General features: G+C 60.4%; 22 protein-coding genes. 9 read left to right on the forward strand and 13 right to left on the reverse strand.

Annotated features, from left to right (window positions below; translation table 11 throughout):
• Positions 1–5 precede the first annotated feature (5 nt).
• Both FJ471_RS12140 and FJ471_RS12145 read left to right on the forward strand, forming a co-directional pair.
• Complete coding sequence (locus FJ471_RS12140; RefSeq protein ID WP_140803390.1) at positions 6–689, forward strand: class I SAM-dependent methyltransferase; 684 nt, start codon at positions 6–8, stop codon at positions 687–689.
• Positions 671–1,483 carry a class I SAM-dependent methyltransferase gene (locus tag FJ471_RS12145; protein WP_140803391.1) on the forward strand — a complete coding sequence of 271 codons (813 nt, stop codon included), beginning with the start codon at positions 671–673 and terminating at the stop codon, positions 1,481–1,483. The genes FJ471_RS12140 and FJ471_RS12145 overlap by 19 nt, the downstream gene beginning before the upstream one ends.
• A gap of 71 nt (positions 1,484–1,554) precedes the next feature.
• Here the strand turns inward: FJ471_RS12145 and FJ471_RS12150 are convergent, their stop codons facing one another.
• The 7 genes from FJ471_RS12150 to FJ471_RS12180 form a co-directional block, all read right to left on the reverse strand.
• The gene (locus FJ471_RS12150; protein WP_140803392.1) at positions 1,555–2,337 is read right to left on the reverse strand and encodes a class I SAM-dependent methyltransferase; all 783 of its coding nucleotides are present in this window, start codon (positions 2,335–2,337) and stop codon (positions 1,555–1,557) included.
• 242 nt (positions 2,338–2,579) lie between these two features.
• Positions 2,580–5,093: a hypothetical protein gene (locus tag FJ471_RS12155; RefSeq protein WP_140803393.1), complete on the reverse strand. Its 2,514-nt coding sequence runs from the start codon at positions 5,091–5,093 to the stop codon at positions 2,580–2,582.
• A complete protein-coding gene (locus tag FJ471_RS12160; protein ID WP_140803394.1) occupies positions 5,090–6,040 on the reverse strand; it encodes a hypothetical protein in 951 nt (316 codons plus the stop codon). Before FJ471_RS12160 ends, FJ471_RS12155 begins: the two co-directional genes overlap by 4 nt.
• 4 nt (positions 6,041–6,044) lie before the next feature.
• Positions 6,045–6,668, reverse strand: a complete 624-nt coding sequence (locus FJ471_RS12165; protein ID WP_140803395.1) for a methyltransferase domain-containing protein — start codon at positions 6,666–6,668, stop codon at positions 6,045–6,047.
• Positions 6,669–7,718, reverse strand: a complete 1,050-nt coding sequence (locus FJ471_RS12170; protein ID WP_246684697.1) for a glycosyltransferase family 2 protein — start codon at positions 7,716–7,718, stop codon at positions 6,669–6,671.
• A 238-nt stretch (positions 7,719–7,956) separates the two neighbouring features.
• A complete protein-coding gene (locus tag FJ471_RS12175) occupies positions 7,957–8,679 on the reverse strand; it encodes an ABC transporter ATP-binding protein (protein WP_140803396.1) in 723 nt (240 codons plus the stop codon).
• 7 nt (positions 8,680–8,686) lie between these two features.
• Entirely contained in the window at positions 8,687–9,478 is a 792-nt protein-coding gene (locus FJ471_RS12180) for an ABC transporter permease (protein WP_140803397.1), read from the reverse strand.
• Positions 9,479–9,866: 388 nt separating this feature from the next.
• On the opposite strand from FJ471_RS12180, the gene FJ471_RS12185 reads away from it, so the two are divergent.
• The 3 genes from FJ471_RS12185 (at position 9,867) to FJ471_RS12195 (ending at position 13,520) form a co-directional block, all read left to right on the forward strand.
• Entirely contained in the window at positions 9,867–11,900 is a 2,034-nt protein-coding gene (locus FJ471_RS12185; RefSeq protein WP_140803398.1) for a nucleoside-diphosphate sugar epimerase/dehydratase, read from the forward strand.
• Positions 11,901–12,059: 159 nt separating this feature from the next.
• Positions 12,060–12,971, forward strand: coding sequence for a glycosyltransferase family 2 protein (locus tag FJ471_RS12190; protein WP_246684698.1), 912 nt, complete (start codon positions 12,060–12,062; stop codon positions 12,969–12,971).
• Between the two features lie 3 nt (positions 12,972–12,974).
• On the forward strand, positions 12,975–13,520 hold the full coding sequence (locus FJ471_RS12195; RefSeq protein ID WP_140803400.1) for a sugar transferase: 546 nt from the start codon (positions 12,975–12,977) through the stop codon (positions 13,518–13,520).
• Between the two features lie 4 nt (positions 13,521–13,524).
• Here the strand turns inward: FJ471_RS12195 and FJ471_RS12200 are convergent, their stop codons facing one another.
• Complete coding sequence (locus FJ471_RS12200; protein WP_140803401.1) at positions 13,525–14,469, reverse strand: NAD-dependent epimerase/dehydratase family protein; 945 nt, start codon at positions 14,467–14,469, stop codon at positions 13,525–13,527.
• A complete protein-coding gene (locus FJ471_RS12205) occupies positions 14,466–15,758 on the reverse strand; it encodes an O-antigen ligase (RefSeq protein WP_140803402.1) in 1,293 nt (430 codons plus the stop codon). The genes FJ471_RS12200 and FJ471_RS12205 overlap by 4 nt, the downstream gene beginning before the upstream one ends.
• A gap of 456 nt (positions 15,759–16,214) precedes the next feature.
• Here FJ471_RS12205 and cysD point away from each other — a divergent pair, with 456 nt between their 5' ends.
• From cysD to cysQ, 3 genes are read left to right on the forward strand one after another with little or no spacing between them, the layout of a single operon-like run.
• Positions 16,215–17,120, forward strand: a complete 906-nt coding sequence (cysD, locus tag FJ471_RS12210) for a sulfate adenylyltransferase subunit CysD (RefSeq protein WP_246684699.1) — start codon at positions 16,215–16,217, stop codon at positions 17,118–17,120.
• A gap of 2 nt (positions 17,121–17,122) precedes the next feature.
• On the forward strand, positions 17,123–19,060 hold the full coding sequence (gene cysN, locus FJ471_RS12215; RefSeq protein ID WP_181179344.1) for a sulfate adenylyltransferase subunit CysN: 1,938 nt from the start codon (positions 17,123–17,125) through the stop codon (positions 19,058–19,060).
• 10 nt (positions 19,061–19,070) lie between these two features.
• Positions 19,071–19,850, forward strand: coding sequence for a 3'(2'),5'-bisphosphate nucleotidase CysQ (cysQ, locus tag FJ471_RS12220; protein WP_181179346.1), 780 nt, complete (start codon positions 19,071–19,073; stop codon positions 19,848–19,850).
• 210 nt (positions 19,851–20,060) lie between these two features.
• On the opposite strand, the gene FJ471_RS12225 is transcribed toward cysQ, so the two are convergent.
• The 4 genes from FJ471_RS12225 to FJ471_RS12240 form a co-directional block, all read right to left on the reverse strand.
• The gene (locus FJ471_RS12225) at positions 20,061–21,203 is read right to left on the reverse strand and encodes a DegT/DnrJ/EryC1/StrS aminotransferase family protein (RefSeq protein ID WP_140803406.1); all 1,143 of its coding nucleotides are present in this window, start codon (positions 21,201–21,203) and stop codon (positions 20,061–20,063) included.
• A gap of 254 nt (positions 21,204–21,457) precedes the next feature.
• Positions 21,458–22,381, reverse strand: a complete 924-nt coding sequence (locus FJ471_RS12230; RefSeq protein WP_140803407.1) for a carbohydrate kinase — start codon at positions 22,379–22,381, stop codon at positions 21,458–21,460.
• Positions 22,378–22,824 (reverse strand): RbsD/FucU domain-containing protein, encoded by a 447-nt coding sequence (locus tag FJ471_RS12235; protein ID WP_140803408.1) that lies wholly within the window; start codon positions 22,822–22,824, stop codon positions 22,378–22,380. Before FJ471_RS12235 ends, FJ471_RS12230 begins: the two co-directional genes overlap by 4 nt.
• 1 nt (position 22,825) lies before the next feature.
• Entirely contained in the window at positions 22,826–24,049 is a 1,224-nt protein-coding gene (locus tag FJ471_RS12240; RefSeq protein WP_140803409.1) for an ROK family transcriptional regulator, read from the reverse strand.
• 210 nt (positions 24,050–24,259) lie between these two features.
• On the opposite strand from FJ471_RS12240, the gene FJ471_RS12245 reads away from it, so the two are divergent.
• Positions 24,260–25,288 (forward strand): sugar ABC transporter substrate-binding protein, encoded by a 1,029-nt coding sequence (locus tag FJ471_RS12245; RefSeq protein WP_140803410.1) that lies wholly within the window; start codon positions 24,260–24,262, stop codon positions 25,286–25,288.
• Positions 25,289–25,463 lie beyond the last annotated feature (175 nt).

Below are 25,463 nucleotides of genomic sequence, written 5' to 3' on the forward strand. Positions count from 1 at the left end.
TAGCAATGGCCGAATTCCATTTCATCGAAGACTATGAGAAACATGTCGCGCAGCTCATGCGCGATCATCCGATTGATGAGGCAATGTCGCTCGCGGTGGGCGGCGCCTATGACATTATCGGGCGCATCGAAGCCGAAGTCCTTATAAAAAACGGTTTGAGCGACGGGATGCGTCTTGCCGACATCGGTTGCGGGTCTGGGCGCACAGCGGTGGCGCTCGCTAGACGACTACGCATCGACTATGACGGATACGACATTATTCAGGCTTTGCTCGATTATGCCGAGAGCAAGACCCCTCACAGCTACAAATTTCACATGAATCGAGCGGTGAAACTCCCAGCGCCGAATGCAGCGTTCGACTACATATGTGCCTTCAGCCTTTTTACCCACCTGCTGCACGAAGAGACGTTCATCTACATGCGCGATTGTCATCGTGTGCTGAAGACGGGGGGCAAACTGCTCTTCTCGTTTCTGGAGTTTCGAATGCCCTCACTCTGGAATGTTTTTGAAGCGACCGTGAAACAATACGAGGCCAGTACACGGCCGCACCTCAACATGTTCCTTGAGCGCGGGGCTATTGAAGTCTTTTCGGCTAGGATCGGCTTCAGGGTGGAGAAATTCATCGACGCCGACGCTCCGGTTCTCGATGAACATGCGCTCGGTCAATCAATATGCGTGATGGTGAAGTAAATCGGATGCGATTCTTCCGGAAGTCTCCCCCAGCGTTAGAGCCGCGTACGAAGATGATAACCTCGGCGTTGAACCTTGCCGGAAAGGGCATCGAATATGGCCCGTTGCATGCTGCACTTTTGCGGAAGCCGCATTACGACGTTTCCTATGTGGACTATGCTGATCGGATCTCGTTAGCCGAACATTATGCCAATGATCCTAACGTCGATGTCAGCCTGATCCCGGAAATTGACATCGTGACCGGTGGCAAGCTTATTTCTGAATTTCTTCCGAAGGAGTCCGTGGACTACATCGTGGCTTCGCACGTTATGGAGCATGTGCCTGACCTGCTGGGCTGGCTCGAGGCGAATCTGTATGTGCTCAAGCCCGGCGGCGGGATTGCCGTTGCATTTCCTGACAAACGCTACTGCTTCGACTTGAAACGAAAAAGCAGCATGGTTTCAGATCTCGTGGCGGCCTACATCGAGAAGCGGACGATGCCAAGCTTTCAGCAGATTTGCGACCATTTCTGGAATGTCAGTAACGCTAATGCCGTGGATTGTTGGAACAGTACTATTACAGCCGAAAATGCTGAATACGTAATAGATAGAGAAAATATTTTAGATGCCCTTATAGATTTGAAAAGTAAAGGTGGGTATGTCGACTCTCATTGTTGGGTTTTTGCAGACTTTGAGTTTATAGAATGTATAAATTCAATAAGAAGTATAATAAAAAGATATGATTTTGAAGTCGCATCATTCTATCCAACGCAGCCAAACACGCTAGAATTCTATACGACTCTCAAAAGAATATAGATAAATCGAGGGGCGAAAAGCGATGGTTTTGCGAAAGGCTTGGTTTGAACCTTAGTCTTGATTTGGCTATCTCATAATACCTTGCCCGCTACAAGAGCCAATGCAGGCCCGTTCGGATGTCCAGGATGGTCAAATTCGATCGCCTCCACGGTGAAGCCGAAATCGGCGATCGCCCGCATCAGGGAGTCACGGGTAAGCCAAAACGCCCATGGCTTAGCGCCGCCGCAAAAGCCAGCCCATTTGAGTGCTTCCTGATAATTGCGCTTGCATACCGTATATGGCTTACCGTCGACCTCGATCTTGTACGGCTTCTCGAACTGCTTAGCGAGATTTCCCCGGGTGCGCAGCGACTCATCGTAGTAGTGCGTCCAAAGGAAAAATTTATCGGACACGCGCGCAATGTTGCCAAGAAATTCAATAGGGTGGGTCATATGGTAGAGTATGCCTGACGCTAGGCATATATCGAAGCGTTCGCTGTTTTCCGACAGATACTTCATCGCGTCGCCGTAGAGAAATCGAGCACGGCTGAGATCGAAGATCTCCTTGACGCAGAGGCATTTCAGGTAGGATCGCGAATTGGCCTCGACAGCGAGTATCGATTCCGCGCCCGCTTCATGCATCATGTAAGTGTGTCCTGCCTCCAGCGGTCCGAGCTCCAGAATACGCTTGCCGGCGAATCCGCCGGTGGTTTTTGAAAGCCAGTCGATGCGGGCGTCTTCAAACAGGGCGGCGCTGCCGGGAGTCGTCGTCGCTCCGCCCGTTGCCGGAAATTTGGACGACCATTCGTCTTTGAAGATATCAACCACATTCTGGGCGCTTGGTGCAGTCGCGACATACGCGTCTAGAATGTCCATCGTTCCTCCAAAATCAATGCTGAATGGTCTTTAGCAGCGCGCGAGGCCTCTGTCGTGCGGCTTATCGCCCAGGCAGCGTTCGGCGTACTCTTTAGATATCTAAGGCCATACTGCTGCCAATTCGTCGACGGCTTTGAAGCACATTCGATCGCCTCTGTCTCAGCACTTTATTGTATGTCCAATTCAACAAAGCGTGGTCCCGGCTAACGAGTTCCATGGGCGCGAGCGACTAGATGGTGTCTTTAAGCAGCTGCGGCTCTATTGCTGGTTCGAGGCGTGGACATTCCGCCATTCAAAATGACTAGAAGCACAACCGCAGCTACAAAGCCAGCGATGCAGAGTTCCAGCGTTCTCAATAATTGACTACTGTCATAGTAGAAGCGAATTCTGCCTGGCCCGTTCACCTCCACCGCGGGAAAAAAATCCAGGAACTTTTTGAGCTCTACAGGTTTTTCATCCAGCATCGCTCGCCAATGCCGATTGGTCCGAATGGGGAAAACGACCCATCCGCGCGCTGCGCCCAGATATTCCACCGTTAGGTCATCCGGTCGATACGCCGCAAGGCGCACTGCGCTAAAATCTGCCTCCGGTTGTCCGCTTAGTCCATTCACATAATAGCCGGAACCTGAGATTGTGCGATTTTCGATGACATCAATGCCCGGCTCTATCGATGTGATCGAGAAATTCGGGGGGAGACGATTTTTTCCGACAATCTTGATTTTGGGGGCGCCCGGGAATGTATTCGACCCGATTTGATACGTTGCTCCTCCAGCGGTTTCGAAAGCCCAGGCGCTGAGCATCTTCTGGCTGCCGGGTTTGGTCATTGAAATAACGTACTGGTAAGTTCCAGGCGAAAGAGGTACGTCTCGATTGAAATCGAATGTGGCGAACCGGTTGTTGCGTATTGCTTCCGGTGGCAATTCAGCACGGGCTACGAGTTGGCCATTTTGGTACAGTTCCAATATGGACGCCGACGGTGCGTAGTCCTGATCGTATGTTGCAAATAGTACCTGAAACTTAGTGGCAATGATCGGTTTATTGATTGTCAAGTTACCTTTGAGCGCGCCCGAATTTAGGAGGGCAGTAGGTCTATGACCTGCTCCGGAACTTTCATAGGCTATTTCAGTGCAGCTGTCTCTCACAAGTAAGAAGCGGACAGCAGTATAGATAATACCCAAGCTGGAAAAATTGATGTCGGAGCATTGAATGATGGAGGCCGTATACGTTGTCTGATACGAAGGTGCTATGTCCGTAGCTATCTTGTTTTGCGCATCGGTACGGAAACCATGAGCAAATAGCTCTGGCAATCGATAATTTGACAAAACTCCAGACGTGACGAAGCTATCGTCAGCAATGACGCTTTGGCCCGGAAGAATCTTAGATAAAACATAGGACAGTGATGGCGTTTCTGGAAAAAAGGTTTCAATATCGGGGCGCGCATTAAATTCCCTGAACCAATACCCAAGATTGGTTGCTTGGAATGTGAACATAAGTAAAAGAAAAAATAACTTATAGTTGTATTTAAGATTTAACCGTGACAAGAAAGTTATGGAATAAGCTGACAATATAGCCATGGATAGGCCAACCAATACCGAGGCCCTGCTCCACGGATTGATGCCAAATCCCGGAATTAATTTTATGATCTCGGCTGGTGCCGCGCCGAATGCGGTCGCGAACGTGAATACTGCCAAAATTAAGCCAAAAATAGAAAACCGATTTGGTAACCTAATCAGTAGAAATAACGCAATGATCGTCAGAATAGCGGCAGGAATGCCAGCCGAAAAGGTACGCTCAACACCCAAATTGTTAACAAAATCAAACCCAAAAACGTTAACGATGTCATACGGAGTGAATATCGTTCCGCCGGATCGGATCGATAAATCTGTTGAATTGAGAATGTCTCTAATTTGTAGAAGGCCGGGAAGAGTGAGGAGTGTGCCTGCAACACCTGCGCACCCTAGTGCAAGAACTCGTCTCATGGCTGGTCGACTGACGCCGATGTCCCGAAATTCGGCAATAAGGACTATGGTTCCAAGCATCAGGGATGAGATAACTCCGAGGACGGCTACAAATGGAAAGCCGCCTAGACCTATCAAGGCCACACTGAAAATAAATCCGAACGCCCATCCTAAGTGGCCTGTTTGCCAATACCGAAGCTGACTAGCGAGAACCCATGGAATAAGGGCGCTTGCTGTCAGGTGCGGCCAATGGGCCCAAGCGATGTTAAAACCGCAAAAGGCGAACACCATAGCGCCAAAAACTGCCGCCCAACGATTGCTGAACATGAAGAACAGCAGAAAATAGGTGCCGAAGGCAGCGAGCAAATAGTTAGCCAGAATTGAAAATGTGTAACCCATAGCCTCGTTCGGCGTGAGGGCGTAAATTAGAAAGGGTATGGAAAGGCCTTCGTAGATCGGAGACTGAATACCTGCTGCGCCCAATTGATGAACCGGGTTCCACAGTGGGATATGTCCTTCCCACAGCTCTCGCCTAAACTCTCGCCAGTTTGGTAGGCGGTGATCCAATGCGTCAGAACGCTCTGCATTGATCAGCGGAGTGTCAACGCCGGCATTGTCCCACCCTGGATAGGCCAGCAAGAGATCCATAGGCGCCAGCGTTTGCCGAAAAGGGTTCACGCCCACGATGCCCAAGACAAGCACGAGAAGAAGCATTGTAGAAGTAAGGTGCCGCAAAAACGGAGTCTGTTCCGGCTGGTTGTCACCTTGCGCGAGTGCTTTGCCGATCTGCGTGTTCATGCACTCTTCCCCCTTCGCAATATCAACTCCGCCAATGCGACCAGGCAGTCACCAAGAACGGTGACTAGCCGATTACCGAGAGCCACCGTGGTCGCCGCTGGAGCCGGCAGGCCCGCGGCGGTGAGGCCCATGATCAAGACGGCCTCGCGCACACCAAGTCCCCCTGGTGCTCCCGGAACTACGAAGCCAATGAGCCAGGCGGCTGCACCTATGCCGATCAACTCCGGAACGTGGCCCGCATCGCTCAAAGTTCTCAAAAGCGCAACGATCAGCAACCCGTTGCCGATGAAAAACAGTGCATAGAGAAGAAAAGCTTCGACCGAGACGATAAGTGCTCCGCCGCCGATGCCGGCGGTTCTCAACCGGAACAAAAGCATCGTCCCGATCGCAAGCACCAAAAGGCCGGCGGCGATAAATCCCTCAATCAATACTGGATTATCGGGCAATACGGGGCTGCCGGGGGCATACTGCGCATACGCATCCCGGAAAACCGGCCACGCCAGCGAGGCTCCCAAAACCCCAGCGGTAAGAACAATGACGGACAATTCCCCTATCTGCGCAAAGGTAAGTGCCTTGTTCGATGTCCCGAGATTACGGGCGAGGGCGAAGCGACCAACCATATGGAGCACGTTGCTCGGCAGGTATTTGTAGATTTGCGTCCTTCCGAAAATGGCAAGCGCAGGACTCAATCCAAGCGATGGTCCGTCGATGGCAACCAGGAACCGGTACCAGGCGATGCCGACCAACTGCAGGATGACGGCATAAGCGCCAGCGCATCCCAATACGACGATCAAAAAAAGCGAGGAGATGAGCTGTCGTTGCAGATCGCCGAACGAGCGATGGATCGCCATCCCCACGAAGACAAGCGCTGCGAGACTGATGGCCAGGCCCCCGAGGCGAACGATGGACTTAAGCTTGCTGCCTTTGGCTGGCTGTGCCGTTAGCATTGTCTCAGTCACTGCGGCAGAGGACCATGGTCCAGGGAAGTGGTTTACGGACTGTCACGATCTTCAGCGACTTGGACAGCAAATCAATGAAGGATGTGGACGACCAATGCTGAATGTGGCCAGGCGTGTTTCCGAAGTCTGAAATGTATTTGCCTCTTGCAACGTTAAGTGCGCGCCAGACCGGCTCTCGTGGCACGCTGACAAGAAGGTAGGGTTTGGCGAGCGATTTCAGCACCGCTAGCGCTCGTTCCGTATCGGGAACATGCTCGAGAACTTCGCAGCATATCACCAATTCGGCGGAAGCCGCTTCCGCGGTCAGGTCGAAAAGCGAGCGTGTCTCGAACATCGGTTCCAGGCCACGCTTGGCGCATTGCTCGTTAGCCTCCGAGACGCTGACGGATTCTAGGTCGCTGCCGCGGACGTTCCACCCTCGATCATGAAGGCGCATGGAGAGATTTCCTTCGCCGCAGCCGACCTCGTAGGCGTTGCGAACGCCTGTTTCTGACGTCAGCATATCGAAGCTGCTCAGAAAGCCATCCATGAGGTAGCGTGCGATCGGGTTCCGGGTATTGTACTTGTCGTAGTAATTGCCTGGAACGTTGTCATAGGCTGCAGGTGCTTCGGTCATTTATGCGGTTCCGCTTATCTTGCCCGTCTTGATTTCAGATGCTTCGCGGTCGACCGTGAACGAGCGGAGCAATGCGCCTCCGCCATGCTCCTGTTGTAATTGCCTGATCCTGATTTCCTCGAGAAGTTGGCGATTGACCGCGATCAGTTCGGATAGGATGCCGCCCATGGCCAGGATGCCGGCAAGCGCAAGCAAGGCGCTGGAAAGAACAAGCGACTGGATATTGCCATTGCCTTCGCCTTCCAGGTACCGGAAAAGGAACCGGATGATCATGATCAGCCCCGGTGTCGCGACAATAGCCGCGCATACCGAGAAGAAGCGCAACGGGCTGTAGACGACAAAAATCCTCACGACCGTTATCAGGGAGCGCCGCACATAGCTCGGTATGCTCTTGACCAGCCGCGAGGGTCGAAGATCGCTGTTTACACGAATGGGCACGGAGGTGATCGGAATATCCCTACGTCCCGCCTGGATGATCGTTTCGAGCGTGTAGGTGTAGCGGTTGAAGACGTTTAGCTGTATCGCCGCGTCGCGGTGAATGGCACGGAAACCGCTCGGCGCGTCGGGAACCGTCGTGCCGCTGGCAAGTTTGACGACCAGACTGCCAAGCTTCTGCAGGAATTTCTTGGTGGGTGAAAAATGCTCTATCTCGCTGATCGGCCTTGCGCCGACGACGATTTGAGCCTTTTTCTCCAAGATCGGACGCACGAGGTCAGGAATGCAGGAGGCGTCGTACTGGTTGTCCGCGTCGGTGTTTACGATAACATCGGCGCCGAGTTTCAACGCGGTTTGAATGCCTGTCATGAACGCCTTGGCAAGCCCCTCATTGTGGGGCAGCGAGACCACGTGATCCACACCGTTTTGCGAAGCAACCTCGCCGGTCCGGTCCGTGGAGCGATCGTCGATCACGAGCCACTCTACCGTATCGAATCCCTCGACTTGACGTGGGAGATCGGCAAGCGCGACCGCAAGCGTACTCTCCTCATTCAAGCATGGGATCTGAATAATAAGCTTTGACAATCCGCCCTCTCTCTCAAGATCGTCGCCCACCGCTTTCCGGCACCGACCTAAAGAACTTTGAGCCCCTGCGCTACCCGCTTTGCCAAAATAACGCACTTTGAGACAGTCAACGGGCGAGCAGGATCTATGCTCCGAGAAGACTACTCTACTGGTTGAAGAGTAGCCGGCAGCATTGCCCCGGGTGAGAGGGACCTCAACAGAAAAGTGTCTGCTGGCAAGCCATCCGGCAGGATATCTCTTTGCCTCCCAACGGATTTGGGTGGGGCTGTCAGGCGGCTTCCATTGGCGTCATGGCTATCGACTCCACCCGGCCATGGCGAAGCGTCAACGTCTTCGTGCAGACGCGTTCGATCAGGCTCTGGTCGTGGCTTGCCAGCACGATAATGCCGGCCTTCTCCGCCAGTTCGTCCATGCGCCGTTTGGCCTTTTCCTGGAAGGAAGCGTCGCCGGCGCTGATCCACTCGTCCATCAGAAGGATTTCTGGCTCAAGTGCGGTTGACGCAGCGAAAGCCAGTCTTGCAGCCATACCCTGGCTGTATGCTTTGAAGGGCAGGTCGATGAAATCGCCGAGTTCGCTGAACGCGATGATCTCTTCCATCTTCTCTTCGATTTCGGCTTCCGTCCAACCGCTGATCAATCCTCTCAATACGATGTTCCGCCGGCCTGTGGCTTCAGGACGAAATCCTATGTTGATGTTGAAGAGGGCATCGACCTTGCCATCTATAGTGATGTTTCCCTCAGAAGGTTCATAGATCCCGTAGAGCACTTTCAGCAGGGTTGTCTTGCCGGCTCCATTCGGACCGACAAGGCCCAACCGATCGCCTGCCTTCAACTCGAAACTGACACCGTCCAGAGCTTGGACGAACTGCTTCCTTCCCGAACTGGCAATTCTGCCGCCCGTATCGTTCATGCGCCGGTCTGGCGCGGAAAGGGTTAGCTTTTCGTGCAGCTTATAAACCAGGCTGACGTTATCCAGCTTGACGGAAACCATTGAACACTCAGATCATGAAGACGACCTGCCGGCGATATCTGCCAAGCAGCATCAATGCAATAACCCATGCGGCCACCGTAAAGGCGCCGGTTAAAGCAAAATCATGTCCCGGAAACTCGTCGCTAAGGATGGGATGGCGTACAACCTCCAGGAAGCTCGTAAACGGATTCCAGTTGTATGCGTATGTTTGTATGGGGTCTTGCCCGTTGTTTACCCAGAAGACGGGCGTAAAGAACATCCCGACCCTCATCAGGTTGCCGACGATGAATTCGCTGTCAGGGAAAAATGCGCCGGTGAATGCGAAAATTGCAATGATGGCTGGGGTGGCCAGCAGGATCAGAAGCAGTCCCGCGAGCGACCAGAGCCATGCCGTCGTCAGCGCCGGTCCGCTGATCAGCAGAATGACTATGCATCCGGCAATGGCATAGCCCGCGCGAATCGCCGACTGCACCGTCAAACGCATCACATAGACGAACAAGGGCAGCGTCGTGCCTTCGATGAAGCTCTGCTCACGTTTGAACAGCGACACGCTCACGGTTATGACCTCCATGAGGTAGAACCACACCATGAGACCAATTGCGACATAGGCGGAATACCCGGCCGCATCCTTGCCTGCGGGCTGGAACACGAAGACGAAAGTGCCGACGAAGGCAAGGTAGTTCACCAGCAGCCAGAGCGGTCCGAGCGTGGTTCGCCGGTGCTGGTCACCGATATCTTCGTGAGCGAGGGCAATCCATACCCTTCGCAGCTTCATCGCCCCGAAGATATCGTCGAGAGCGCCGTTCAGTGTCGAAATCATCGCTGTCGTGCCGCAGTTATTGTTCTGGTGCCTCGTTTGTTGCCCACACGACCGCCAAGCTCCTCTTTCATAGTCATTGCGACAAGCTTATGGCAACGCGGTGCGGCTTAGTGAAGCCGGATCGTCATCCATTGACATTTATTAGCAGAGTCTATTGGAGGTCCGACGGTTTTTCGATGTGACCAACGGCCTGAGTTGTTGCCGTTTCGAGACAAATCGTTGGTACGATCACGCACATCCAAAAAAACTCTGGCTCTCCCGCCCGCTCCGCGCTAAGGCCATAACCGGGTAACGGGGGTAGGGGATTTGCAATCCAGGGTGGTGCCGGTGGCTGGTCCGGTGACGTTCTGGTGCCAATCTCTCCACGCCTGGAGTCCAGTACTACCCAATGACCGCCTATGTAGAAGCCGTATCGGAACTTCGACCGAGGATGCGGCGCGCCATCATCATGGCCCAGGACCTCGTCATGGTTCTGGTCGCGGTCGCTCTTAGCCTCATCCTGTCGCAGTCGCGGCTGTCCTTCGACGCGTTCTCCGCCAGTGGGCTGGCCTGCTGGGTGCTCATCGTGCTCGTCGCCCATCTGTTGTTCCGCACTTGCGGTCTCTACAACACCGTCTGGCGCTTTGCCTCCACGCCCGATTTCTTCAACATCCTCAAGGGCTGCGGCAGCCTGACGGTGGTGCTCTATCTGGCCTCGCTTGCCTTCCGCTTCTTTTTCCAGCCGGTCGCCGGCCTCAACGAGCGCCAGTTCATCGTCTTCTTCCTGGTCTCCTTCACCATCATCTCGGCGCCCAGGCTCTATTATCGCTTCCTGCGTGATGGCGCGAGCTGGCGCATCCTGCGCCGTGCTGCCGGCGATGCCTCGACCAAGCAGGCGCTGTTCATTGGCCGGCTGAGCGAGGCCGACGTGATCGTCCGCTTCATCCGCACGGCCCAGCCGTCCGAATATGCCATCTCTGGCATCATGGCCACCGAGAGCGATGCGCCGCTCGGCACGCAGATCCAGGGCGTCCCGGTCGTTGCGCTGCGGCCGCGGCTGGTCGAAGTGCTGGAAGACTATGTCAAGGGCACGGAAAGCCTCGACCTCCTGATCTTCGGCCAGGGGGTCGAGCGCGAGATCGAGGACTATGCCGAGCTTGTGCGCGTCGCCCGCCATAGCGGCATCGGCGTTGTCCAGTTTTCCGGCCTGTCGGAACTGGGGCAGGGCGGCAAGCTGGTTCTCGATGCCGTCGAGATGGAAACCATCATGCGCCGTTCGGCGGTTGCCACCGATACCACGCGCATCGGCGCTTTCGTGGGCGGCAAGCGTGTGATGGTCACTGGCGGCGCCGGCTCGATCGGCCGTGTGCTCGTCAAGCGCGCGCTGGAGCTGGGCGCCGAGGCGGTGCTGGTGGCCGACAATTCCGAGTTCGGCATTTTCCAGCTCGATCAGCTGATCGACGACGGCGACCGCGACCGGCTGACCAGCCGCATCGTCGACGTCACCGACCGGCCCCACATGACGCGCCTCGTCAACGAGTTCAAACCCGCCATCATCTTTCACGCCGCGGCGCTGAAGCATGTGCCGCTGCTCGAGGAGAACTGGGAAGCGGCAATCGAGACGAATGTCTTCGGCACGCTCGCCTGCGCCGAGATCGCCGCCGAATGCGGGGTGCCGCAGTTCCTGCTGATTTCCAGCGACAAGGCCGTCGACCCGACTTCGGTGCTGGGCGTCACCAAGCGGGCGGCCGAGCAGGTCGTCTCCTCGCTGCATGAAGCCCAGGCAGCGGCGTCGCCGCCGCGTGCCGGCGCGGCGAACGGCCATGCCGGCGCTCCCGGTCTACGTCATTCAGGCACGAAATTCATCGCCGTGCGCTTCGGCAACGTCTTCGGCTCCAACGGCTCGGTGGCGACCATCTTCCAGGCGCAGATCGAGGCCGGCGGCCCGGTCACCATCACCGACCGGCGCATGACCCGCTATTTCATGACCGTGGCCGAGGCCGTCGATCTCGTCATCATGTCGGCAGCCGACGCCGAGCAGCGCCAGGGCGCGGACGACTACGCCATCTACATGCTCGACATGGGCAAGCCCGTGCCGATCCTCGAAGTCGCCGAAACCATGATCCGCATGGCTGGCAAAAGCCCTTACACCGACATCCCGATCCGCTTCACCGGCATCAGGCCTGGCGAGAAGCTGCACGAGACGCTGCACGCCGAGAACGAGGACGTGGTCAAGCTCGACATCGCCAAGATCTTCGGCCTCAGGACCGGCGTCATCGAATGGCCGAGGATCGAGGCGGCCCTGCCGGCGCTGGTGGCCGCCATGCACGATCGCGACAAGGCGGCGGCGCTTGCCATCCTGGGCGGGCTCTACGGGGCGGAAGAAGACATTGGCGGCGCGCGCGAAGAGGCGGCGCCGAAAACAGCCGGACAGGTCGGCTAGGCATGTCTCCCGAAAGTGGAAACCGGTTTCGGGATAAAGACATGCAAAGCGCACTATGCGCTTTAAACCTGTGCCGCGCGCCCGCAATTGGCTATCGAAACCTGTTCAAACACCCCGCGGGCGAGTGATTCCAGAGCCGTGACCAGAAAAGATCAGCGCGTGGCCGTTCTCATGGGCACGAAGGACGGCGCGGCCTATATCGGCGAACAATTGGAATCCCTGCTTGCGCAGTCCTGGCCGCTCGTCGATCTCTGGGTCTCCGACGACGGCTCGTCGGACGCCACGACCGCAACCGTCGAGGCGTGGCGATCCCGCTGGGACAAGGGTTCCCTTACGCTGGTGGAAGGCCCGCGAAAGGGTTTCGCCGCCAATTTCCGCTCGATGATCATCGATCCGCGCATCGATGCCGACTACTATGCCTTTTGCGACCAGGACGATGTCTGGGAGCCGGATCGGCTGGAGAGCGCCATCCGCTGGATGGAGGGAGAGGATATGGAAACGCCGCTCCTGTTCTGCTCGCGCACGGCGACCGTTTCGCAGACCGGCGTTCCGGCCGGCTACTCGCCGCTCTTTCGTCGCCCCCCGTCCTTCCGCAATGCGCTGGTGCAAAGCATCGCCGGCGGCAACACCATGCTCTTCAACCGCAAGGCGCGCGACCTTCTGGCGAGAGCATCGGCCAGAACCGAGTTCGTCAGCCATGACTGGTGGGCCTATCTCATCGTCACCGCCGCCGGCGGCAAGGTCCGCTACGAGCCGCGGCCGCTTGTCAGATACCGCCAGCACGATGCAAATCTCGTCGGCGCCAATGTCTCGTGGAGAGCGAGGTTTTCAAGGTTGGGACGCCTGGCCCAGGGCCAGTTCGCCACCTGGACGGACACCAACCTGCGCGGCCTCGCCGTCAACCGCGACCTCGTCGCGCGCGATGCAGCACTTTGCCTTCGCCTGTTCATCAGGGCGCGCAAGGGCAACATCTTCAAGCGCTTCAGCCTGCTCGGCAAAAGCGGCGTCTACCGGCAGACATTCATGGGGACGCTCGGGCTCTATGTCGCTTTCCTTTGGCGCCGGATCTGAGCCATGACCGCGAAGCGCGCGCTCGACCTAGCGGTCGCCGTTCCGATGCTGGTGGTGGCAGCTCCCGTCCTGCTTGTCGCGATGCTGGCAATCCGGGCAACGTCGGCCGGCCCCGCCATCTTCTCGCAGGTCCGCGTCGGTCAGGGAGGCGCCCTCTTTGCCTGCCGCAAATTGCGCACCATGTATCGCGCAACGCCTTCCTTGCCCACGCACGAGGCGCCGGCCGGTTCGGTCACCGCGGTCGGCAAGGTGCTGCGGGCAACCAAGATCGACGAATTGCCGCAGCTCTGGAACGTGCTCAGGGGCGAGATGAGCCTTGTCGGGCCGCGCCCATGCCTGCCGACCCAGGCGGAACTGATCGAACGCCGAAAGGAACTGGGCGTGCTCGCCACACTTCCAGGCATCACAGGGCTCGCGCAGATCAGGGGCATCGACATGTCCGATCCAAGACTTTGCGCGGAAACCGATGCGGCCTACATCAAGGTCGCCTCGGCAGGCCTCGACTTCAAGATATTGCTGGGCACGTTCTTTCGCGCACGGAGCATTTGACCGTTTACGGATACGGCGAATCGCTCCTCTGCCGCGCCAGCTCCTCGAGTCGGCCGAGCGTATCGGTTTCCGGCACCCAGCCTTCCGAGATCAGCAGCGATGGGTCACAGATCTGCGTCGCCAAAAAGGCTTGCCATGATGCCTGTCTGCCAACCAGCGTGGCCGCCAGTCGCAACGGCCAGGCCGGCATGGGGAGAAGCCGGATGGGCCGGCTGTATCCGAGCCGGAACGCTCTGATGATTTCGGACATCGCAACCGGCGAAGCGTCGCTGAGCACATAGGTCGGGCGCGGCGGCAGGCGACGGGTCAAGAGATGCGTCACGGCGCCGGCCACGGCGTCATGCGAGACGAGCGAGCGAACCGCCGTCAGGGCGGCTTTCGGCAGCGGCAGGCCGGTGTCCGCGAGCCGCATCAGCCCGCGCAGGTTTCCCTTCATGCCTTCGCCATAGACCGGCGGCAGCCGAAGCGCCGTCGCGCCGTCATGTCCGGCCTTTGCAAAAGCCTCCAGCATTTTGATCTCGCCTTCGCGCTTGGAGCGCCCGTAGGCGCATTGCGGGGCAGGGGGCGTGGCCTCGTCGATGGTGCCGCTGAAACCGGCGCCCGCCACGGCGCGGATCGAGGAGAGATAGATGAAGCGCCCGTCGATGCGCGTGGCCGCCGCCTTGGCGAGCCGCCCGGTCAAGGTTGCGTTGACGGTTTGGAAGTCGGCCGCGCCGGCGCTGCGGTCATTGTTGAGCGCCGCGCAGTGGACGACATGCGTCACGTCGCGCATCAGCGCCAGAAAGGCTTCCCGCGGCGCATCGGCGGTGGGCAGCGCGACGGCGTCGTCCGCGCCTGCCAGCCGTTGCGGCAGGCGGGAGGCGATCCGTATGTCGAATCCGGCCTCGCGCAACCGGCTGACGACCCGGCGTCCAATGAAGCCTGTCGCGCCGGTAACCAGAACCTTCATGGTTGCGGGCTGGCGCCCGGCGCCATCGCAGGCGCGCTTTTCCCGGTCGGGGCAATCGTGCGCCCGGACGCAATGTATGTCCCCACAATCAGAAACACCATCAGCGTCGCGTCGAGGATGTCGTGGCCGACGAGGATGCCGGCCATTCCGCCGGTGAGAAAGGTGATGACCGCGACAAGCACCATCGTCGCGCCGAATCGCTCCACCGGATCGGCGCTGAGGCGCAGCGTCCGTGCCGCGTTCCAGGCGGCAACGATGAAGATCGCCGCCAGGGCCAGCGCCCCCACCAGGCCGGCCTCGACCATCGCCGTCAGGAAGCCGTTATGAAAATGGCTGAAGCCCGCGCTTAGGCCGAACTGGTCGTGAAAACCCTGCTTCATCAGCGCACGGCTGGCCGTGATGCCATGGCCGAAAATCGGCATCTCGCGAAACGCGGCAAAGCCGATTTCCCACATCGCCACGCGCAGGCCGAGCGCCGTCGAATGGTCGCCATTGGCGTTCAGCGCATCCCAGTCGCTGACCAGGAAGTCGGTTCTATCCATCACGGCGCGGGAGCCGATGGCGGCGATCACCAGGGCGACCACGATGCCGATCGCCACGAAGCGCGCCAGGCTGGCGCCGGTGAACCGGCGGCGGTTGATGAGAAGCACGACGATGCTGGCAATCGGCACGGCCACCCAGATCATGCGCGACCCCGAATAGACAATCGCAATGGCTCCGGCCATCGCCGGCAGGACCAGCAGCTTCCAGCGCTTCTCGATACCCGACAGCACGCCGGCAAGGCATGTCATGACGGCAAGGCAGGTAACGGTCGCGAAGACGATCGGATTGCCGGCGCCGCCCTCCGCCCTGACACCGAGCCGATAGTACTGAAACACGGCCATCGCCAGCGCGCCGAAGCAGGCCGCGGTGCTGGCCAGAATGGCGATGCGTGCCAGCGCGCCCTTCTCGGTGATGCTCCAGGTCGAATAGGATATGGGGAACAGCAGGAAGGTGATCAGCGGCAGGAAAAACCGCAGATCGGCGGCCAGCGTGCCGTTGACGATCGAAGCCAGGACCATCGCCGCGCAATAGGCATAGATCGCCACCGTCAAGGCGAGCATCGGCCGGTCGATGTTGAAGCGTCGCCGTTTCGCGGCCAGCAGCATCGCGGACCACACACCACCGGCATTAAAAGCGATGCTGACCAGCGATCCAAGCACCGGTGGCGAAAAAAAGCAGATGATCGAGAAATAGATGTTGATCTGTGCGGGGGTGAGGTGGCGCCGGAGCGTTGTGAACGGGTTCAAATGCTTGCTTCGCAATTTCCAGCTTGCGCCCGGATCCTTGGAGCCAGCTGAAGGCCGCCTCGCCGATCTCCGTTTGCCGCACCTTGCCCGTTCCCCGAGCCCGTATAGTGGCTGGCGCCGCCCTGCGATAGTGCGGTCGACGATGTTGCGGCAGAAATCCCCCTATCCGGCGAGGATCGGGAGACCCTGGAATGCTCCCAGACGCCGCCGCCTTTCCCCGCTTCCGGCTTTTCAATGGCTCTGGCAGGATTTTCCGCTTTGCCGCCCATGCTTGGAAAATTCGTTCTCCAATGACCTCGCGCCGCGCCGGTCTTGCATTGTTATCGGCGGCGCCGATCTGGTAGAACGCCCGCACGAAACAGTTTGTCCGAAGTGAAATTTGCGCCGGGGCGGCATGGAATTGCGCCTCCAATGCAAGATTTCCGCTCGACGGCACGAGAGAACGCTCGACAGTCCATGAATATCGCGCTCACGCATCTGCAGCGGCTCGAGGCCGAATCCATCCACATCTTCCGCGAGGTCGCGGCCTCTTTCTCCAAGCCGGTGATGCTCTATTCGGTCGGCAAGGATTCTTCCGTGCTGATGCATCTGGCGATGAAGGCCTTCTACCCGGCCAAGCCGCCTTTCCCGTTCCTGCATGTCGACACCACCTGGAAGTTCCGCGAGATGATCGCCTTTCGCGATCAGATGGCGCAGAAGCTCGGCTTCGACCTTTTGGTCCATGTCAACGAGGATGGCGTGCGCGAGGGCATCAACCCCTTCGATCATGGCTCCAACACCCACACCCATGTGATGAAGACGGTGGGGCTGCGCCAGGCGCTCGACAAATACGGCTTCGACGCCGCATTCGGCGGCGCCCGCCGCGACGAGGAGAAGTCGCGCGCCAAGGAGCGCATCTTCTCTTTCCGCAACGCCCAGCATTCCTGGGACCCGAAGAACCAGCGTCCGGAAATGTGGAAGATCTTCAACACCCGCATCGCGCCGGGCGAGTCGATCCGCGTCTTCCCGCTGTCGAACTGGACCGAGCTCGACATCTGGCAGTACATCCTGCAGGAAAACATCCCGATCGTGCCGCTCTATTTCGCCAAGGAGCGGCCCGTGGTCGAGCGCGACGGCATGCTGATCATGAAGGATGACGATCGCATGCAATTGCGTCCGGGCGAGACGATCGAGAACCGCCTGGTGCGCTTCCGCACGCTGGGCTGCTACCCGCTGACCGGCGCGATCGAATCGGAAGCCGACACGCTGGAGGCCATCGTCGGCGAGATGCTGACCGCCCGCACCTCCGAGCGCCAGGGCCGCCTCATCGACCGCGACGAGGCAGGCTCGATGGAAAAGAAGAAGCGCGAGGGTTATTTCTGATAATGCGCCACATCATGGCAAAGAGCCTCGCCCCGACCGACGGCATCCGCGACTACATGGCCGCGCAGGAGAAGAAGTCGCTGCTGCGCTTCCTCACCTGCGGCTCCGTTGACGATGGCAAGTCGACGCTGATCGGCCGTCTGCTCTCCGACACCAAGCAGATTTTCGAGGACCAGCTTGCCGCGCTCGAGAAGGATTCGCGCAAGCACGGCACCACCGGCGACGACATCGACTTCGCGCTGCTGGTCGACGGGCTGGAGGCGGAGCGCGAGCAGGGCATCACCATCGACGTCGCCTATCGCTTCTTCGCCACACCGAAGCGCAAGTTCATCGTCGCCGACACGCCCGGCCATGAGCAGTACACGCGCAATATGGCGACGGGCGCCTCGACCGCCGATCTCGCCATTGTGTTGATCGATGCGCGCCAGGGCGTGCTGCGCCAGACCAGGCGTCATTCGATCATCGCCTCGCTGCTCGGCATCCGTCACATCGTGCTTGCGGTTAACAAGATCGACCTCGTCGGCTTCGACGAGATCGCGTTCGACCAGATCGTCGCCGACTATGGCGAGTTCGCGAAAGACCTCGGCTTCGTTAGCGTCGTGCCGATCCCGATGTCGGCGCGCTTCGGCGACAACGTCACCAGCCGCTCCGAGCGCACGCCCTGGTATTCCGGGCCATCGCTGATCGAGCATCTCGAAACCGTGTCGGTCGACGAAGCCGCCGTCGAGCTGCCGTTCCGCTTCCCCGTCCAGTATGTGAACCGCCCGAACCTCGATTTCCGCGGTTTCGCCGGCACCATCGCCTCGGGCACTGTCTCGGAAGGAGACGAGGTCGTCGTCGCCAAGTCGGGCAAGGCGTCCCGGGTCAAGCGCATCGTCGCCCAGGGCGGCGATCTCGAGCATGCGGTCGCTGGCCAGGCGATCACGCTCGTCCTCGAGGACGAGGTCGAGGTGTCGCGCGGCAACCTGCTGGTGTCGCCGGCCGCGCGCCCGCAGGTCGCCGATCAGTTCGCCGCCAACATCGTCTGGTTCGACGAGCAGGCGCTGCTACCGGGCCGCTCCTACGTATTGCGCACCGAGACCGACCAAGTCAGCGCCACCGTCACCGAGCTGAAATACCGGGTCAACGTCAACGACTTCGCGCATGAGGCGGCGAAGTCGCTCGACATCAACGAGGTCGGCGTCTGCAACCTCTCGACCCGCGCGCCGATCGCTTTCGATCCGTTCGCCGAGAACCGCACCACCGGCGCCTTCATCCTGATCGACCGCATCACCAACGCCACGGTCGGCGCCGGCATGATCCTGCATTCGCTTCGCCGCGCCGAAAACATCCACTGGCAGTCGCTCGATGTCGGCAAGCGCGGCCGCTCCGACCTGAAGAACCAGCGTCCGGCCGTGTTCTGGTTCACCGGCCTGTCCGGCTCCGGCAAGTCGACCATCGCCAACCTCTTCGAGAAGAAGCTGTTCGCGTCCGGCCGCCACACCTATATTCTAGACGGCGACAATGTTCGCCATGGCTTGAACCGCGACCTTGGCTTCACCGACGCCGACCGCGTGGAGAACATCCGCCGCGTCGCCGAGGTGGCGAAGCTGATGGCCGATGCCGGCCTGATCGTCATCGTCTCCTTCATCTCGCCCTTCAGTGCCGAACGGCGCATGGCGCGCGAGCTGATGGCCGAGGGCGAGTTCGTCGAGGTCTTCGTCGACACGCCGTTCGAGGAATGCGCGCGCCGCGACCCGAAGGGCCTCTACGCGCGGGCTCTGAGCGGCGAGATCAAGAATTTCACCGGCGTGGATTCTCCTTATGAGGCGCCGCAGAATCCGGAAATTCATCTGAAGACCCTCGGCAGGAGCCCGCAGGAAATGGCGGAAGCGCTGGAACACTGGCTGACCGAGCGCGACATTGCCGAGGAGCAGTACGACAATGGCGGCGGTATCTGACGACGAGGCGATGCTGGGCGTGTTCGAGCGCCTGGCGCTCGAGGCCGGGCGCGAGGTGATGCGCGTCTTCCATGAGGGCTGCGCCGTCGACAGCAAGGCCGACTCCTCGCCGGTGACCGAAGCCGACCGCGAAAGCGAGAAGATCATCCTGGCCGGCCTGCGCGCCGCCTATCCGGACATTCCCTGCGTGGCCGAGGAAGAGGTGGCGGCGGGCATCGCGACGCCCGATCTCGACGGCGCCTTCTTCCTGATCGATCCGCTCGACGGCACTAAGGAATTCGTCAACCGCCGCACCGATTTCACCGTCAACATCGCGCTGGTCCGCCGCGGCGTGCCGGAAGTCGGCGTCGTTTTCGCGCCGTGCACGGGACGCTTTTTCTCCGGCCGGCCCGGCAAGGCCGAAGCGCTGGAGGTCGACGCCGACTATCGGGTTGTGGGCCGCCGGCCGATCACGGTGCGGGCGGGGGGCACGCCGCTCGCCGTCGTCGCCAGCCGCTCGCACAACACGCCTGAAACCGACGCCTTCATTCGCGACCTCGGCGCCGCCCAGATCGTCTCGATCGGCTCGTCGCTGAAATTCTGCCTGCTCGCTGCGGCGGAAGCCGACATCTATCCGCGCTTCGGCCGCACGATGGAATGGGACACGGCGGCGGGTGACGCGGTGCTGCGCGCCGCCGGCGGCATGACGCGCACCCTGGACGGCGCGCCGCTGGTCTACGGCAAGCGCAACCAGGCGAGCGACAGCGATTTCGCCAACCCGCATTTTATTGCGACGGGGAAGGGCGCGTAGTCGCACGTCGCCAATCTGTAGATCTTGGCGCGAAGCCCCCCTCTCTGTCCTGCCGGACATCTCTCCCTCAAGGGGGGAGATTGGTAGTTTCAGCGCGTCGCTCACTCTTTCAACGTTGAAAGTTGGCGAAAGCCTGCGTGACATCTGATCTCCCCCCCCTTGAGGGAGAGATGCCCGGCAGGGCAGAGAGGGGGGCTTCGCGCCGACCTTTCAGGCCGCCGCCACATGCGCTGAGTTCGAGCCGATGTAATTTCTGATCGTCTCGATGATGCGGTCCTGGTCGGCCTCGCTCAAATACGCGTGCATCGGCAGGCAAAGAATCTGCTTCGGCAGCGCTTCCGAGACGGCGAGGCCGGTCGGCGTGCGCGGGTAGTCCTTGTAGGCCACCTGCTCGTGCAGCGGCTTCACGTAGTAGATCACCGATGGGATGCCCTTTTCGCCGAGATGCGCCTTGAGCCCATCGCGCTTCGGCGTCTCGATGGCGTACTGCGCCCAGGCCGAGCGGCCATGGCCAAGATTGCGCGACGCCTTGACGATGTCGCCGAGGCCCTTGGCGTAACGGTCGGCCACGACTTGCCGCGCCACCATCTCGTCCTCGAGGATCGCGAGCTTTTCGATCAGGATCGCCGCCTGCAGCGTGTCGAGGCGCGAATTGATGCCGACGCGGACATTGTCGTATTGCGTCTCGCCCTTGCCGTGGAAGGCGAAGGAACGGAGCTTGTCGGCCAGAGCGCCGTCATTGGTGAACATCGCGCCGCCGTCGCCGTAGCAGCCAAGCGGCTTGGCCGGGTAAAAACTGGTCGAGCCGACATGGCCGAAGGCGCCGCACATCTTGGCGTCGGCGGAACCGCCCATCGACTGGGCGGCGTCCTCGATCACCAGGAGGTTCTCGCGATTGGCGATCGTCATGATCGCGTCGTAGTCGGCGGAGAGCCCGAACAGGTCGACGGGGATGATCGCCTTCGGCTTCAGCCTTCCTTCCTTCTTGATCATCTCGATCGCCGCCTCGAGGCTGGCGATGTCGATGTTGTAGGTGTCGCGGTCGACGTCGACGAAGACCGGCTCGGCCTTGGCCAGCGCCACCACTTCGGCCGTCGCGGCAAAGGTGAAGCTCGGCACGAACACCGCGTCGCCCGGGCCGATGCCGGCGGCAAACAGCGGCAGCAGCAGCGCGTCGGTGCCGTTGGCGCAGGCCACCACATGCTTGACGCCGATATAGGCGGCCAGCTTGTTCTCGAATTCTGTGACCTGGGGTCCCAGGATATAGCGGCCTTCCTCGACAACCTTGTCGATGGCGACCTTCAGCCGGTCGCGGATACGTTCGCGCTGCGCGCCAAGATCGATGAACTGCATGTCGGCCTCGAAACTGCTTGTAAAACCGGCCCGCTGGTAACAGACTTGAACCGGCTGAGAAAGCCGGTGGCGGCGGGCACGAATTGCCGATGTGTCTCAGCCTTTTACCGATTTTGCCGGCGCAATGCCTGAAAAAGCCGGAAATCCGAGCTTTGAGAAGCGTTTTCCGGCCTCTCTTATCGCGCCGTTCCGTCGTCGGGAAACATAAAGTGATCGGCCGGGGAGGGCGGTTTCACGCCCATCCCGCCGCCGGATCAGGCGATCTCGTGCCGCCAGGGCGGATTGGCGCCGGCCCGCGAAACCGTCACCGCCGCCGCCTTGGCGCCGAGCTCCAGCGCCTTGCGGATCGCGTCTTGCGGCAGGTCGCCGATCGCCGCCTTGGTGAGCAGGCCCTGCTCATGCAGCGAGGCCAGAATGCCGGCATTGAAGGTGTCGCCGGCGCCGACCGTGTCGATGACCTTCACCTTCCGCGGCATGACCGTGACCTTGTGCGCCTTGCTGTAGCCGACGGCGCCTTCGCTGCCATGCGTGACGACGATCAGCTTTGGCCCGCGATCCAGCCAGTTGCGCACCACGTCCTCGTGCGAGCCGGCCTCGTCGAACCATTTGAGGTCCTCGTCCGAGAGTTTCACGATGTCGGCCATCGCCATCATCTCGCGGATGCGCCGCAGATGCTTGGCCTTGTCCGGGATGAAGTTCGGCCGGATGTTGGGGTCGAGCATCATCACCCGGCTCCCGTGCTCGCGCCGCATGAACTCCTCATAGGCCGATCCGGCAGGTTCGGAGATCAGGCTGATGGCGCCGAACAGCATCGCCTCGATCTCGGTCCCGAGCTTCGGCAGGTCCTCGATGGTCAGCATGCGCCCGGCGGTGTTCTCGTCATAGAAGGTGTAGGTCGCCTGGCCGTTGGTGAGCCGAACGAAAGCGAGCGTCGTCGGGCGAGGGGACGTGTGCGCATAGGTGGAACTCACCTTGCTTGCCCCCAGTGCGTCGCGGAACTGGCCGCCGAACAGGTCGGAGGAGAGGCCGGAAAAGAAGCCTGCCGGCGCGCCGAGCCGGCCGAGCGCGATCGCCGAGTTGAACACCGCGCCGCCGACATAGGGCGCGAAGGCCGCTTCGCCTTCCGTGGTGGTGCGCGGCAGCATGTCGATCAGGGCTTCGCCACAGCAAAGGATCATGTCGTCTTGGTCTCCGGCGGATGGATCACGCCCTTGCGGATGATGATGTTGGCAAAGAGCCTGGGTTCGCTGGTCGCCACGATCGCGTGCGCGGCCTTGACGCGTGCATAAAAGTCGGGCCCGGCCAGCGCAACCACCTTGTGGCCCGGCGCGCGCCTGGCGCAGACCGCTTCCATCTCGCGGTGCACCGGGTCGGCGAGCGCCGGGTCGCCCTGCACCGAGGCCCGGAACAGCGCCTCCGGCACCGCTTCATCCACCGGCAGCACGCTGAGCACGGCGTCGAGGACGGCAATGACCTGGTGGCCGTCCGCGCGGATCAGCCGCCGCGCCTGTTCCTCGGCCGGATAATTGCCGTCGACGATGGCGATCTCGTCGCCATGGCCCATTGCCCTGAGCGTCGCCAGGAACTGTGGCCCGAGCAGCGACGGGATGCCGATCAGCATGTCAGGCGCCCCCGGACGTGTTCGGTCCGATCAGGAAGCGCTCGGAGAGCGGCAGGCTGGCGCCGCCCATGGCGCGAGCGTGGATGCCGACCGTTCCCTCGCGCACGATGGGCAGCTTCAGTCCTTCGGCATCGATGCGGGCAATCGCTTCCGTCACGGCATCGACCAGCCGGCGCCGCACGTCGAGCGGCATCCAGCCATCGATGACCGCCGCTTCGAAATCGATGACCGACGAGGCCGCGACGATGGCATAGGCAAGCGCCCGCGAGGCGCTGGCGATCCATTCGTCAAGATCGGCGCCGATCTCGCCCCATTCCTGCGGCGAGGTCCAAAGATAGGAGCCGTCGATGCCCTTGGCCGAGAGCGCCCTTTCCAGCATCGCGATCGAGGCGACGTCGATGAGCTGCGTCGGCTTGCCGTCCGGCCCCGGCACCGGCATCGAGCCCAGCGCGCCGGCGTTGCCTTTCGGCCCGCTGTAGAGGCGGCCGTTGAGCACGATGCCGCCGCCGGCGAAGGCGCCGATGTAGAAATAGACGAAATCGCGCGCTCCGCCCGCCCGCCCGAAGACCAGCTCCGCGCCACAGGCCGACGTCGCGTCGTTCTGCAGGTAGACAGGAAACTCGCACTGACCCTGGATGTCGGCGCGGATGTCGCGATGGCGCCATTCGTCCATGATCTCGCGCGGCGCGCCGGCGGTGTCGACCCAGTTCCATAGCTCGAACGGCATGGCGATGCCGAGCCCGGCGATGCGCTTGTCCTGAGCCGGCGTAAGCGCGCCACGCATCGTCTTGATGCCGGCGGTGACGAACTCGACGGTCTCGCGCGGTGCGGGATAGCGGTAGGAATGCTGCAGCATGGCGCGCACATTGCCGAGGAAGTCGATCAGAACGAGCTCGGCGCTGCGGCGGCCGATCTTGAGCCCGATGAAGAAGGCGCCTTCCGGGTTGAGCGCCATCGGGATCGAAGGTTGGCCGATCTTGCCGCGCAGCGGCGCCTGGCGCACGAGCAGCTTGTCTTCCTCGAGCTCGCGCATGATGACCGACACCGTTTGGGCCGACAGGCCCGTCATGCGCGCGATGTCGGATTTAGCCAGGCTGCCATGCTGGCGCACCAGGGACAGCACGAGCCGCTCATTGTGGTCGCGCATGCCGCTCTGGTTGGTGCCGCGATGCAGCCGGCTTTCCAAAGCCTCGGGCGAACCGTGCCTCGCAATGCCGGTCTCCACCCTGTTCCTCCCGTCTGTTTCCCCTCGATGCTTTTCGTTCAGAATGAGTGAACAGCGCAAGAGTGTCAATAATAAATAAGAGTGATTTAATTATTGACAGCGGTTGCGGACTGGTGTCTTTTTGACATCGCGCCCACGCTGGGAGAACTTCGGTGGGCGCTCCGCAGGCGCCGGTTGGCCGGCGCCGGAGTGGTTCACTGGGAGGAAATCATGCGTAAATGGACTATCCTGAAGGCGGCCGTTGCCGGCCTCGCCTTTTATGGCGCGATGGCCACGGCCTCGTATGCCGCCGACATCGTCGGCCTGATCACCAAGACCGAGGGCAATCCGTTCTTCGTCAAGATGCGTGAAGGCGCGCAGGCCAAGGCCAAGGAGCTCGGCCTGACGCTGCAGACTTTCGCCGGCAAGTTCGACGGCGACAATGACAGCCAGGTCGCGGCCATCGAGAACCTGATCTCGGCCGGCGCCAAGGGCTTCGCCATTGTGCCGAGCGATTCGAGCGCCATCGTGCCGACCATCAAGAAGGCGCGCGACGCCGGCCTTCTGGTCATCGTGCTCGACACGCCGCTCGATCCGATCGATGCCGCCGACGCGACTTTCGCCACCGACAATTTCAAGGCCGGCGAGCTGATCGGCGAGTGGGCCAAGGGCACGCTGGGCGACAAGGCCTCGGCCGCCAAGATCGCCTTCCTCGATCTCGCCACCAACCAGCCGACCGTCGACTATCTGCGCGACCAGGGCTTCATGAAGGGCTTCGGCATCGACATCAAGGATCCGAAGAAATACGGCGACGAGGACGATGCGCGCATCTGTGGCCATGAGATGACCGGCGGCGCCGAGGATGGCGGCCGCACCGCCATGGAGACGCTGCTGCAGAAATGCCCGGACGTGAACGTGATGTACACGATCAACGAACCGGCGGCGGCCGGCGGCTACCAGGCGCTCAAGGCGGCCGGCAAGGATGACGGCTCGGTGCTGGTGGTTTCGATCGACGGCGGTTGCCCGGGCGTCAAGAACGTCGCGGCCGGCGTCATCGGCGCGACCTCGCAGCAATATCCGCTGAAGATGGCCGCCATGGCCATGGAAGCGATCGAGAAGTTCGCCAAGACCGGCGAGAAGCCGAAGCCGACCCCCGGCAAGGAGTTCTTCGACACCGGCGCCACGCTGATCACCGACAAGCCCGTCAACGGCGTCGAGTCGATCGACAGCAAGAAGGGCGCGGAACTTTGCTGGGGCTGATGCCTTCCTGGAGCATGATCCCGAAAAGCGGGAACCGGTTTTCGGGAAAGATCATGCTCCAACAAAGAGTTGGATCAGGATGGCATTCGACCGAATGTCGTACTGATTTACCCGCAAATACGGATTAAACTCACTGAAAGGGCGGCTCCGGCCGCCCTTTCCCGAAACACGGGAT

This window comes from Mesorhizobium sp. B2-7-1 (assembly GCF_006440735.1).
GTDB lineage: Bacteria > Pseudomonadota > Alphaproteobacteria > Rhizobiales > Rhizobiaceae > Mesorhizobium.

Coding starts and splice junctions, on each gene's coding strand:
- FJ471_RS12140 (WP_140803390.1), top strand. CDS start 6: ATGGCCGAATTCCATTTCATCGAAGACTATGAGAAACATGTCGCGCAG.
- FJ471_RS12145 (WP_140803391.1), top strand. CDS start 671: ATGCGTGATGGTGAAGTAAATCGGATGCGATTCTTCCGGAAGTCTCCC.
- FJ471_RS12150 (WP_140803392.1), bottom strand. CDS start 2,337: ATGGACATTCTAGACGCGTATGTCGCGACTGCACCAAGCGCCCAGAAT.
- FJ471_RS12155 (WP_140803393.1), bottom strand. CDS start 5,093: ATGAACACGCAGATCGGCAAAGCACTCGCGCAAGGTGACAACCAGCCG.
- FJ471_RS12160 (WP_140803394.1), bottom strand. CDS start 6,040: ATGCTAACGGCACAGCCAGCCAAAGGCAGCAAGCTTAAGTCCATCGTT.
- FJ471_RS12165 (WP_140803395.1), bottom strand. CDS start 6,668: ATGACCGAAGCACCTGCAGCCTATGACAACGTTCCAGGCAATTACTAC.
- FJ471_RS12175 (WP_140803396.1), bottom strand. CDS start 8,679: ATGGTTTCCGTCAAGCTGGATAACGTCAGCCTGGTTTATAAGCTGCAC.
- FJ471_RS12180 (WP_140803397.1), bottom strand. CDS start 9,478: ATGATTTCGACACTGAACGGCGCTCTCGACGATATCTTCGGGGCGATG.
- FJ471_RS12185 (WP_140803398.1), top strand. CDS start 9,867: ATGACCGCCTATGTAGAAGCCGTATCGGAACTTCGACCGAGGATGCGG.
- FJ471_RS12195 (WP_140803400.1), top strand. CDS start 12,975: ATGACCGCGAAGCGCGCGCTCGACCTAGCGGTCGCCGTTCCGATGCTG.
- FJ471_RS12200 (WP_140803401.1), bottom strand. CDS start 14,469: ATGAAGGTTCTGGTTACCGGCGCGACAGGCTTCATTGGACGCCGGGTC.
- cysD (WP_246684699.1), top strand. CDS start 16,215: ATGAATATCGCGCTCACGCATCTGCAGCGGCTCGAGGCCGAATCCATC.
- cysN (WP_181179344.1), top strand. CDS start 17,123: ATGCGCCACATCATGGCAAAGAGCCTCGCCCCGACCGACGGCATCCGC.
- cysQ (WP_181179346.1), top strand. CDS start 19,071: ATGCTGGGCGTGTTCGAGCGCCTGGCGCTCGAGGCCGGGCGCGAGGTG.
- FJ471_RS12225 (WP_140803406.1), bottom strand. CDS start 21,203: ATGCAGTTCATCGATCTTGGCGCGCAGCGCGAACGTATCCGCGACCGG.
- FJ471_RS12230 (WP_140803407.1), bottom strand. CDS start 22,381: ATGATCCTTTGCTGTGGCGAAGCCCTGATCGACATGCTGCCGCGCACC.
- FJ471_RS12235 (WP_140803408.1), bottom strand. CDS start 22,824: ATGCTGATCGGCATCCCGTCGCTGCTCGGGCCACAGTTCCTGGCGACG.
- FJ471_RS12245 (WP_140803410.1), top strand. CDS start 24,260: ATGCGTAAATGGACTATCCTGAAGGCGGCCGTTGCCGGCCTCGCCTTT.